This window comes from Marinobacter sp. es.042, assembly GCF_900188315.1.
Classification (GTDB): Bacteria; Pseudomonadota; Gammaproteobacteria; order Pseudomonadales; family Oleiphilaceae; genus Marinobacter.
Genome location: NZ_LT897781.1, coordinates 1,527,046 through 1,538,605, shown reverse-complemented (window position 1 = coordinate 1,538,605; position 11,560 = coordinate 1,527,046). Strand labels below are relative to the sequence as shown.

The 11,560-nt window shown below is 57.8% G+C and carries 8 protein-coding genes and 1 pseudogene; 4 read left to right on the top strand and 5 right to left on the bottom strand.

The annotated features are described in order from the left end of the window. Positions 1 to 52: 52 nt before the first annotated feature. From CFB02_RS07290 to CFB02_RS07280, 3 genes are all read right to left on the bottom strand, one after another. Entirely contained in the window at positions 53 to 2,152 is a 2,100-nt protein-coding gene (locus CFB02_RS07290) for a TonB-dependent siderophore receptor (RefSeq protein WP_088557485.1), read from the bottom strand. Positions 2,153 to 2,240: 88 nt separating this feature from the next. Further along, the gene (locus tag CFB02_RS07285; RefSeq protein WP_088557484.1) at positions 2,241 to 2,906 is read right to left on the bottom strand and encodes a DNA-3-methyladenine glycosylase I; all 666 of its coding nucleotides are present in this window, start codon (positions 2,904 to 2,906) and stop codon (positions 2,241 to 2,243) included. Between the two features lie 13 nt (positions 2,907 to 2,919). Further along, complete coding sequence (locus tag CFB02_RS07280; RefSeq protein WP_088557483.1) at positions 2,920 to 4,044, bottom strand: hypothetical protein; 1,125 nt, start codon at positions 4,042 to 4,044, stop codon at positions 2,920 to 2,922. A 178-nt stretch (positions 4,045 to 4,222) separates the two neighbouring features. Between CFB02_RS07280 and CFB02_RS07275 the strand changes: the two genes are divergently transcribed. Next, positions 4,223 to 4,759, top strand: a complete 537-nt coding sequence (locus tag CFB02_RS07275) for a GNAT family N-acetyltransferase (protein WP_227519353.1) — start codon at positions 4,223 to 4,225, stop codon at positions 4,757 to 4,759. Positions 4,760 to 4,780: 21 nt separating this feature from the next. Further along, positions 4,781 to 5,884, top strand: a pseudogene (locus tag CFB02_RS07270) (histone deacetylase). 26 nt (positions 5,885 to 5,910) lie between these two features. On the opposite strand, the gene CFB02_RS07265 reads toward CFB02_RS07270, so the two are convergent. Both CFB02_RS07265 and CFB02_RS07260 read right to left on the bottom strand, forming a co-directional pair. After that, positions 5,911 to 6,822 carry a histone deacetylase gene (locus tag CFB02_RS07265; protein WP_088557481.1) on the bottom strand — a complete coding sequence of 304 codons (912 nt, stop codon included), beginning with the start codon at positions 6,820 to 6,822 and terminating at the stop codon, positions 5,911 to 5,913. A gap of 39 nt (positions 6,823 to 6,861) precedes the next feature. Then, positions 6,862 to 8,058, bottom strand: a complete 1,197-nt coding sequence (locus CFB02_RS07260) for a CaiB/BaiF CoA transferase family protein (RefSeq protein WP_088557480.1) — start codon at positions 8,056 to 8,058, stop codon at positions 6,862 to 6,864. A 165-nt stretch (positions 8,059 to 8,223) separates the two neighbouring features. Here CFB02_RS07260 and CFB02_RS07255 point away from each other — a divergent pair, with 165 nt between their 5' ends. Both CFB02_RS07255 and CFB02_RS07250 read left to right on the top strand, forming a co-directional pair. Beyond that, a complete protein-coding gene (locus tag CFB02_RS07255) occupies positions 8,224 to 8,877 on the top strand; it encodes an ABC transporter ATP-binding protein (RefSeq protein ID WP_264753960.1) in 654 nt (217 codons plus the stop codon). Beyond that, entirely contained in the window at positions 8,867 to 11,434 is a 2,568-nt protein-coding gene (locus CFB02_RS07250) for an ABC transporter permease (protein ID WP_088557478.1), read from the top strand. The genes CFB02_RS07255 and CFB02_RS07250 overlap by 11 nt, the downstream gene beginning before the upstream one ends. Positions 11,435 to 11,560: the final 126 nt, after the last annotated feature.

The window sequence follows — 11,560 nt, the reverse complement described above, 5'->3', positions numbered from 1 at the left end:
ATCGCCGCGGAGATTTGCGGGTTGCGGCGATCAGAGACCTCAGGATGAAGTGTTAGAAACGATACTTGGCGTTTGCATTCACAGTGCGCCGCTCGCCATAGCCACAGTCTGCGCCCTCGGAGCGACACCAGGTGATGTACTCTTCATCGGCCAGGTTCTTGGCATCTACGGTGAAGTCCCAGTTTTGCCAAGTGTAGCCAATCATGGCGTCGTAAAGAGTAACGGAAGGCACGACGGGCCCGCCGCCTGAACCAACGTTATCGCCCACATATCGAACGCCGGCACCGAACCGCCAGTTGCTGGCGATATAGAGCTGGTTCCACCAGGAAGCCTGACGCTCGGCTACATAGGGAAGACGGTTGCCGGTGCCATCGTCTTTGGCACTGATGTCGGTATACGCCAACTGGGTTTCGAAACGCTGCCAGCGTTTGTTCACCTGGAGCTCCCAGCCGTCGATCACGGCGCCGGTCTGCTCGACACCTCCTGGCGTATTGCCATCACTGACGCGGTTCTCCTGGGTAATATCGAAATACGCGGCGCTTATGCCGAGGGACTGGTCCGGGGAAACATACTTCACGCCAGCTTCCTGCTGGTCGCCGGTTGTCGGTTTCAGTGTATTGGCCTCAGGAGTGCCGTCGGTACCGAGGTTCATGCTGAAGGCTTCAGCGTAGCTGATGTACGGAGAAATTCCGTTTTCAAACCGGTACATCAGACCCGCGCGACCGGTAGTGGCTTCTTCGTCACTGGCGGTGTCTGATCCGGAGACGGCCAGGCTGCGGTTCTCGGCCCAGTCGTGGCGAAGGCCCGCGGAAACGACAACAGGACCGATTTCAATGTGGTCGGCAACGTAGAGGCCGATCTGTTCAATCTCGTTGTCTGGCCGGTCGGATGGGTTGATGATGCTGTCATTCAGGTTGCCGTACTGTGGGTCGTAAACATCGAATGTTCCGCCCAGACCATAGCCGTAAAAGTAGTTGTCCTGTTCCCAGAGGGCATCCTGGCGATCGGCTCCGATAATAAGACGGTGGCGGGTCATGCCCAGATCAACATCGCCCTCGAGACGAGCGTCCATGTTGAAGATACGGGTTTCAGCGTCTGCCGTGTAAATAGTTCGTGATACCTCACCGTTGGCGTCAGGAACGCTTGGAATAGTGATCCAATGCTCACGAGTTTCTGAGCTGGAATCGGTATAACGGGCCGTAGCGGAAACCGCCCAGTTGGAATTCAGCTGATGATCGACAAACAGGGTAGCCTCGGTCTTCTCCCGGTCATAACGATCCCAACCCGGTTCGCCAACAAAACGCTCGGAACCGATGAAACCTTGAGAACCTGGTTCCAGGGTGCCGGCCTGTGGCAGGAACTGGGCAGACACTTGGCCTTTGTTCTCCTGACGGTTCAGAAGCAGGGTGATGCTTGTATCATCGGTGGCGCGCCAGGTCAGTGAAGGGGAGAGCACGTAGCCATCGTCTTCCACATAATCCACCTGTGTGTCGCTGTCGCGTCCCAGTGCGATCAGACGGTACAACAAATCACCGCTCTCGTTGACGGGGCCGGTTACATCCAGGGCCAGTTGCTTGCGATTAAAGGTGCCGTACTGGGCCCAGATCTCGCCGCCCTGTTCCTCTTCCGGGAGCTTGGATACCCCATTGATGATGCCGCCCAGATCGCTCTGGCCATAAAGCATGGAGGAGGGGCCCTTGAGCACTTCGATGCTCTCGAGGGCGTACACATTGGTGCGAACAGTGTTGTAGGAACCGTAGATCTGACGCAAGCCATCCAGGTAGCGGCCGGCGTCTACTCCACGCACTTTTGCGGAATCGATTCGGGTGTCAAAGCCGAAGTTGCCCGCGTTAACCCCGGGGGTATAGAGCAGGGCGTCCTGGATGTTCTTGGCGCCGGAATCTTCGATGAAGCTGCGATCGACGATTGAGACCGAATAGGGCTGCTCTTCAACCGGAACGTTCAGTTTTCCAACGGCCGGCGTTTTTTCCAGAGGCATATAGTCCGGAGCGGTGATCGCATCAGAAACTACATCGAGAGCTTCGAGTGTGGTCGCGTCGTCGGTTTGCGATTGCGCCATGGCCAGAGAGCTTGCGCCGAGGAGTGAAACCAGTGCTGCAGAGCTGCAGCGTCGGGAGCGGATGACTTTCATACAAAAATGCGCCTTCGTTGTTAATGCGGAGGCGAATAATAACAATTATCATTAACAAAACAAGGGGAGATGAAATCGCGTGACAAGATCAGTCGATGGTAAACGAGAGGATTCTCGAGAGGTGGCTGTAGGGCAGGCCACTTTCCTCATGCCAGAGGTTAAACGCTTCCTGCGCCTGCATCAGCCCTTTCTTGCTGGTGGGTGAGGCATCCAAAACCTCTTCCCTATGCAGCGCGGCAATAACATCCCGTGAAAGGATAAAGCCGTCCCAACCCACTCGCCGCAAAAAGTACTGGGCGCTGTTACCACCGAGCCTCGCTCCGTTGCGTTTAAGCCACATCAGCAGGGCGGCCTGATCACTGCTGGGCCAATCGGCGAGGAACTTGCCAAAGCTGCCGTGTTCCCGGGAGGCATCGACAATCATCCGCGCATTGTCGGGAACGGTCTGAATTTTCTGCGCGTTCCTGACGATGCGTTCGTCGCCCGCCAAACGCTCAAGCACTTCGGGAGGAACCTGCTGCCAGTAAAGCGGTACAAAATCTTCGAACGCCTCTTCAAACTTGGGCCATTTGTTTTCGATCACTCGCCAGACGAAACCGGCCTTGAAGATGCACCGGGTGATTTCCGAAAGGTATCGATCGTCACCAAGAGCCTCAAGCTCGCCGGGTGCCGCCACTCTCGGCAGCCGTGCGCGAACCTCGCTCTCGCCGCCTTTCTGAAGAACGGCCTGTTCGTAGATGCGGGAAAAGGACATAGCGGTCTCTGAATCAGTCCAGTGTGTTAAGTGATTTTTTGCGGCCAATGTGTGCCAGGCCAGTGATCAGGGCTCCGAGCAAGACGAATGTCGGACGTAAAATGAATCGGAATACCCAACTGCCGATGTACAACACTGGCAGCAGTATCAGCATCCATCCGAGAAACTGCACCAGTTTTGCCGGGTAACCCAGGATTTCGGACACCTCGGCCAGGAAGTCGTTGATGATACCGGGGTGTGTGACCACCAGATACCCCGCGCCAATCACGGCTGGCCACTTTGCATATCGGGCAGTCGTCATCAGCATGCGCCCGCTATTAGCCAGGCGAGCGCCAAGCGCCGCAGACCGGGTACCCGCAGCGGCGCTTCGCGATGAAACCGCAACCGCGCGTCCGGCCCGAAGCACTTTCAGTGCGCTGGCAAAAACCAGAACATCCACTGATGCCCAGCCAACGTCAGCGGCGGACACATCCTCCCCCGTGCGGTGCTGAATCTCAAGGTTGCGGATGCCACTGGCGAAAAACTGGTTAATGTTCTCCAGAACCCGTTCCGTTCGAACCCAGATAATGTCGCCCTGGTCGTTTATAACAAACTGGCCCAGGAAATCATGCCCTTCTTCCTGAATAAAGCGCACGGCGTACCACCCACGCTCTTCCCGAGTCAGCTTCTCCTTTCTGGGCGTGCTTTGCTGGGGGGCTGCATCGGTGTCTGTCTTTCCGCTCCCGGTGAAGAACTCCACAGCCGCCTGGTATTGAGTGGCCAGATCGTTCATCAGCTCGATCGAGCCAATGGGGTTGCTCAGGAAATAGTGGATCGGCGGAAGAATGTTTTCGCCATAGAGCCGAAGAATTTCCCGGAATTCCGGTTCGGGGCCATAGAGGGGGAATACCTGGCGTGTCATTGCCGGGTATCGCAAATACGCTGCACGGGCCTTCAGAAGCAGTAGCTCGTCGTCCGCCATATCCAGCAAGGCTGCCTGAACTTCCAGTGGCTCTTGCTCGATCCGGGGGAATTCCCGGAGAGTATCTTCCGCCTGAATCTGGATCAGCCGCTCTTCAATCAGCATGGGCCGGGATGTGACCGTCGACAACAATGCAACGATCGCCGAAATCCCCAGAATCAACAGGAGTTTTCTCATCGGAACTTACCCCGGGCAGGAATGAGTAAAAGATACAGTGTAGGGGTTGCCGCTTTTGTAGCTCGATCAACCAGCGACTACGCTTTGGAGAGTAGCGCAAATGTATACGCCCCGAAAATGCAGATCATTCCGGGATTGGGCTGGCATGCTTTTGGCGAAGGTCGAACGGGAGTTGCAAGTGGCGGTAAATCAAGCGAAGCGTGGATTTGTGATCAGAGAGGCCCGGGAAGAGGATCTGCCCGCGATGGTGAGCTTCCTCGCCAAACTGGCCCTGCATGTCTCGGGTGCGCCTCCCCATGACTTGAAGGAAAGCGAGTACAAACGGCTTTTGCGAACTCTGCACTCCTCCCTGGACGATCACAACAGACGACTTGTTGTGGCCGAAAGCAAAAGCACGGGGCTGGTTGGTATGGGTTATGTGTATATCCTGCGAAGCCAGGGCATCTGGGAGCAGTCGGAAGCGACAGAATTCAAGTCTGGCGTTATTGATGATATCTGGGTCGAGCCGGAATTCCGGGGGCTTGGCATTCTGAAGGCACTGTTGCGGGATCTTGTGATCTTCGCGGAGGAGCATCACGCCTCGGAGCTGATCCTCGAATACTCTGCTTCGAACAAGGAAGCCAAGGCTGCCTGGACCAAGCTGGGTTTCAAACCGACCGGGGTTCGCGCGGCGGCATTCACGTCGGTAGTGAAGCAAGCATTGACAGAATCATAAGGATAAAAAAGGAAACAGGCCATGATCGGCGATCGCAGTGTGAATGTGTTTTACGATGAGATCATGCTCGGGCATAACCCCGAGGTGGATCTTCCGTTCATGCCCAGCCGGGTGGAAAAACGGGTGCGATCCATTCTTCAGGGGCTGGACTTCAAATGGAGCTATCCGGAACACCCGGGGCGGATCAGCGCCATCAAGGCGTATCTGGATGAAAACCCTGTGGCAGGTACTCAATTTTAATCGGGTGCGGCTGCCGCAACATACGATCAGCTGGCACGGGTACACACCACCTCCTACCTTGACCACATCTTCTCGCTGGACGGTAAACGGGCGTGGCTTGATAAAGACACTACGGCGGTGTCGCCAGACAGCATCAAAGCTGCCACGGCTGCGGCCGGCAACGCCATTGCCGCCGTTGAAAGCGTTGTTAAAGGGGAGTGTGACAGCGCGTTTGCCCTGATCCGCCCGCCCGGCCATCATGCCGAACCGGTTCGGGCCCGGGGATTCTGCCTGCTCAATAATGTGGCCATTGCTGCGGCCCATGCCCAGGCCAAGCTCGGCTGTGAGAAGATTCTGATCATCGACTGGGATGCCCATCATGGTAACGGTACCCAGGACATTTTCTGGGCAGACCCCGATGTCCTGTTTTTCGATACCCATTGCGCGGCGCCTTTCTATCCCGGATCTGGTCACCTGGAGGAGATCGGTGACGGGATGGGGGAGGGTTACACCATCAACGTGCCACTGCCGGAAACGGCTGGCGACGTTGCCTTCGAGAAAGTGTTCCGCGAGATCCTGATGCCGGCGGCGGATTACTTCAAGCCGGATCTGGTGCTGGTCTCTGCCGGCTTTGATCCGCACAGAAACGACATGGCCATGAACCTCACGTACGATGGCTTCAAAGTAATCACGGGCATTGTTCAGGCGATTGCCGACAAACACTGTGAGGGACGGTTAGCGTTGGTTCTGGAAGGTGGCTACAGCCTGAGTTCGCTGTCCAAGGGGGTGCACGCCGTGCTCGAAGTGCTGGCCGGAGGGGAGGTGCCGGAAATTCATGAAATAGGTGTTCTGGAGGCCGAGGAGGCAGCGGAGTTCCATCGGTCTGCTTTCAGTGATGAAGACTAATTCTGCTTTGAGCAATAAAGACTGGGTCAGTCGGCTGAAAACACCCGGCTGGCGGCTTCCACAACAATCCCGTGCCGCTTGGCCAGTTTCACCCGGTCGTCATCGTAGCCGCCGCCAATCACCGTCGCTACCGGAATGTCCCGACGTTTCAATTCACTGAGCACCTGAAAGTCCCGCTCAAAAATTCCCTGTTCGGAAATGTTCAGCCGGCCGAGGGGATCATCCCTGAATACATCCACGCCTGCGTCATAGAGCACGATATCCGGCCGGGATAACGCAAGTGCTTTGTGCAGCGTTTCGCTGACAACCTCAAGATAGGCCCCGTCTTCGAGGCCATCCGGTAAGGCGACATCGAGATCGCTCATCTTTTTCTCGAACGGGTAGTTGCGCTCACAGTGAATCGAGCAGGTAAAGGCATTCGGCTCGTTCGCCAACAATGCAGCGGTACCGTCACCCTGGTGCACATCCACATCGAAGATAAGCACACGTTCAATGCCCTCCTGTTGCAACAGCACATTGGCGGCGATCGCCAGATCGTTGAGGATGCAGAAGCCGGCCGCGTAATCGTAATGGGCGTGATGGGTGCCACCGGCCAGGTGACAGGCAATGCCATGCTGGAGGGCCAACTGCGCCGTCAGAACCGTGCCCGAAGGAGCCAGGAAAGTGCGTCGGACGAGGCCCTTGCTCCAGGGCAGATTCATCTGCCGTTTCTCCCGTGCCGAGAGTTGATCGCCGGCGAAACGGGCGAGGTAATCCGGGCAGTGGGTACGGGTCAGCCACGCCTGCCGGCATGGGGCAGGGCGAAAGCTATTGGCTTGAGTGAGAAGCCCTCTCGAGCGGGCGTAATCGGCAAGGAGCCCGAATTTTTCCATGGGAAATCGATGCTTTGCCGGGAATGGGAAGCTGTAGTCTGGATGGTGAACCACGGGTACTGGCATTGGATCGTCCGGCTGCAGTGAATTGGCGACGTCAGAGTGTTATCTGGCAGGCACGGCTGCGATGCCAGAATCACACATCGCCTGGATTTCTTCGGCGGAATACCCGCACTCTGCCAGCAGTTCGCCGGTTTGCTCGCCAAGGCGCGGAGCTCCCTGCCAGTGCTGCTCCGGTGCGGCCGAGAATCGCGACGGAGCCCGGGCCTGGCGGAGTCGGCCGGCCTGGGGATGATCGTAGTGTGAGAGCAGGTCGTTGGCCTGTACCTGGGGATGGTCGAGCACCTGGGTGCGGGTCAACACCGGGGCACAGGGCACTTGTTCCGCTTCAAGCCTTGCCAGCCAGTGTTCGGCCGTATCGGTTTTGATAACCGACTGGATCAGCTCAAGCCTCGCATCAATATTCTCCTGGCGCAGCCGGGCTGTCAGGAACCGTGGATCCTCCGCCCACTCCGGGCGGTCCACAGCACGAATAAGGGCTTGCCACTCTCGATCGCTCTGAACCGCAATGGTGATGTAGCCGGTTGTGGTCTCATAGATGAGATCCTGGAGGCTTGCAGCTTCCTGCTGTGGCACCTCACTGTGGACAAAGGTCTGGCTGCCCATATCGGAGCTCCAGAGAAACGCGATGATCGCGTCCAGCATGGACAGCCGGACATGCTGGCTTTCCCCGGTGCGTTCCCGGGCAAACAGGGCCGCGGTAATCGCCTGAGCTGCGGTTACACCGGTGAGCTTGTCGGGCAGGATGGTCCTCACCAGTTGCGGACGCTGTTCATCGGCGCCCGCCTGCACGGTGGCCAATCCGGAGAGGCCCTGAATCAGCGGGTCGTATACCGGTCGCTGGGAATAGGGGCCGGTATCACCGAAGCCACTGATTGATACCATCACGAGATTCGGAGCCACCTTGCGCAGCTGATCCTCGCCAAGCCCCATCCTCTCAATGACCCCCGGCCGGAAGTTCTGTACAAAGACATCAGCCGTCGCCACCAGTCGAAGCAGCGCATCGCGGCCTTCCTGCTCTTTAAGGTTGAGTGCCACCGACTTCTTGTTACGGTTGTTGTTGAGGTACAGCGCCGACATATCGCCCTGCCGATTGGCCGCGGAGCGAGTAAAGTCGCCACGCTCCGGATTCTCGATCTTGATAACCTCGGCACCCTGATCCGCCAGTATCATGGTCGCGAGAGGCCCGGAAATCATGGCTGTCAGATCGATAATGCGGATGCCATCGAGCGGTCCGGTCATGGTCAGGACTCCTGTTTTTTCGTGGAGGCGCCAAAAAACGTGAGTGCGCCACTCTTAAAAAGGGTTCGTACTCTAAACTTTATGCGGATGCCGATCATTTACCAGTACGCAACAGAGCAGGAAATTCATCAAACCAGAGGAGCGCCAGTGTCCACCAGTGTTGAAATGACCGACATTTTTCTCGAGTACCCCACAGAGTCCGGCAAGGTCGCCGTACTCAAAAATGCCTCCCTCATGGTGCCCCCGGGAGAAACACTGGCAATCACAGGCCCCTCTGGCAGCGGGAAAACGTCCCTGCTTTTGTTGCTTTCCGGCCTGCAGCGACCGACCAGTGGTGAAATTCTGGTCGGCGATCAACGTCTGGGCGACATGGACGCCGATGCTCTGGCCGACTGGCGAAGTAAGCACCTTGGCATTATTTTCCAGTCCTTTCACCTGCTGCCTGGCCTCACAGCCCTGGGAAACGTGAGTCTGCCGCTTGAGATTGCCGGCGAGGCCAGGCCGCGGGAACGAGCTCTCGCCATGTTGGAGGCAGTTGGTCTCAGCCATCGGCTGCAGCACTACCCGGGGCAGCTCTCTGGCGGCGAGCAGCAACGGGTAGCGATCGCTCGGGCTTTGGTTCACCAGCCAAGCCTGTTGCTGGGGGATGAGCCCACAGGGAATCTGGACCATGAAACCGGTGAGAAAGTGCTCTCCCTGCTGTTCGACTTGCACAAGGACAGCAAATCCACGCTGGTACTGGTGACCCACGACGAGCGCGTTGCCGAGCGTTGCCAGCACAGGGTGCGGATGGACGGTGGGCGTCTCTATGCCTCCTGAACGCTCCACAAACCCGCTCTGGATGCTCCGATTCGCGATCACCGACCTGCGGTCACGTATCTCTGCGTTGAAGATTTTCCTGGCCTGCCTGATTCTCGGCGTTACCCTTGTGGCTGCGACAGCCAGCCTCTACAGGGTGATCGAGCAAAGCTTGCTGGCGGATACCCGCGCGCTGCTCGGTGGCGATGTGGAGCTGGATACCAGCGAGCCGCTGCCTGATGATGCGCTCGAATGGATTCGGGCTACCGGCAAAATTTCACTGGTTCGGGAATTCGATACCATCGTCAGCGGAAGCGGCGGCGACGGCTTTTTCCGGGCGGAGATACTGGTTCCGGATGCTCTCTATCCCCTTTACGGCGAGCTGGAGCTAACGCCGGATGAACCGCTGTTTGCGCTTACAGACCAGAAGGAAGGGCAGTGGGGCGCTATCATCGATCCTTTGCTGGCAGAACGCCTGGGCCAGTCGGTGGGTGACCAGATTGAGATAGGCGCCGCCACCTTCCGAATCAGCGGCCTTATTGAGAAGCAACCGGATCGGAGCCTGAACGCCAATTGGCGAGGTCTGCCGATCATGATTTCTGAGCAGGCCGTAGAGGCAACCGGATTGATTCGCCCGGGTAGCCGCGTGGATTACGAATACCGGGTGCAGACCGAGCAGAATCTCGACACCTGGCTTGAGGAATTCGAGCAGGCATTCCCGGATGCGCGTTGGGAAATCACTACTTTTGCCGAGCGCAGCGAACGGATTTCCGAGCGGCTGGACCAGATTGCCACAGCGCTCATCCTTATCGCTTTCACTACATTGTTCATCGGTGGCCTCGGCGTTGCCAACAGTATCCACGCCTACCTCGATGAAAAGCTGGGCACGATTGCCACCCTGCAAACACTTGGCCTGCGTCGCAAACCACTTGTCGGCATATACCTGCTGCAGATCGGTGTACTGGGCAGCCTTGCGGGGCTTGTTGGCGGTGGTATCGGGCTGGGGCTTTCCGCCCTGGCGATCAGCCTGGCGGGCGATGCCTTTGCTTTGGCGGGGCCCGATGGGGCCGGCGGCTGGTTGTCCTTGTGGTTGGTTCCCTTGCTACTGAGCTGGCTGTTCGCGGTTCTCACTGCTTACGTGTTTGCACTGCCGGCACTCGCTCGAGCCCTCGCTGCTGCGCCGGCCGGGCTTTTCCGGGGGCAGGTCGAGGCCGCTCCCAACGAGCCTCGCAGCTGGCGGATTGCCAGCTATCTACTGCTGGCTGCCTACATCGGCGCTACCCTGTTCTGGCTCCCATCGCCTCATCTGGGCTTTCTGTTCCTGCTGGCGGTTACTCTGCTCTGGGGCCTCCTGGAGGGTTTGATCAAGGGGTTGCGCCGTGGTGCCAAGGCTCTGGAAAACGGCGGTTTTGCCGATCGCAGGTTTGCCCGGCGGTTGGCCCTGGCCAATCTGCACCGGCCGGATTCGCCGCTACGGGCAACCTTGCTGTCACTGGGCACCGCACTGACGCTTGTAGTGGCCTGCACGTTGATGGTTACCACGCTCCTGAGGGCACTGGAAACCACCATACCGGAACAGTCGCCGGCGCTAATCCTCTATGAAGTGTTCCCGGACCAGATGGAACCGCTGCAAAACGGCCTGGAAGCGGTGGATGCCTCTAGCCGCGTCGAGTTACTTCCTATGGTCCGTTCCCGTCTGGACACTATTAACCAGAAGCCGATTGCGGAGGTTCTGGCTGATAATGCCGAAGCTCGGCGCGAAGCTATGGGAGATGAATACAAGCTGAGTTATCTCTCGGGAAATCCAGAAGCACTGGAACTGGTGGAAGGCAACTGGTGGGAATCGCCGGCCCCCGAGGGGGAGCCCGCGTACATGGCCATGGAGGATCGGGAGGCCTACCAGCTCGGACTGGGGGTGGGCGACCAGCTCACCTTTACTGCACAGGATAAGAGCATCGACGTCGAAATCCGTGCAATTTACCGGCAAAAAGGGCTGCAGACCCGATTCTGGTTCGAGGGCATATTGCAGCAAGGCGCACTGGACGACTTGATCAGCCTTTACGTCGGTGCGGTCTACCAAAGCGATGAGGCGGCAAGGAAATCCCAGCAATGGCTGGCACAGAACATACCCAATGTAATCACGCTGCGCACCGCTGACTGGCTGGAAACCGCAGGCGATCTGCTGAACAAGGCAGCCGCGGGCCTGGCGGCTGTGGCATCGGTCAGTCTTCTCGCCAGCCTGCTTGTGCTTTCCAGCGTGGTCAGTGTCAGCCGCAGGCGGCAGCTTTACGAGGCCAACCTGTTGCACTGCCTTGGCGCCCGTCACGGAGCGATCCGCCAATCCATGCTGCTGGAAACCGGTTTGCTGACCTTCCTGGCAACGGTTTTCGCGACGGCGCTTGGTGCGCTAATTGCTTTACCTGTAGCTGACCTGGCCTTGAAGCTGCCGGCCGGCGATTTATGGTGGATTGGGGCGCTGGTTGCCGGAGGTGTCAGTTCGCTGGCGCTGCTGGGTGGATTACTGCCCACGCTCAGGGCAATGCGGTTAAACCCCGCGGTGTTGCTCAGAGACCGTTAAAATGGCCTGCTATAGTAATAAATTCGTCTTTTTGATTAAGGAGGTGTAAACATCAGTTAAATCATAGACCTAAGAACATGAAAAATGACTGTTTGTTCGTTTTTTGGCCGCTATCACGAGTTGCAG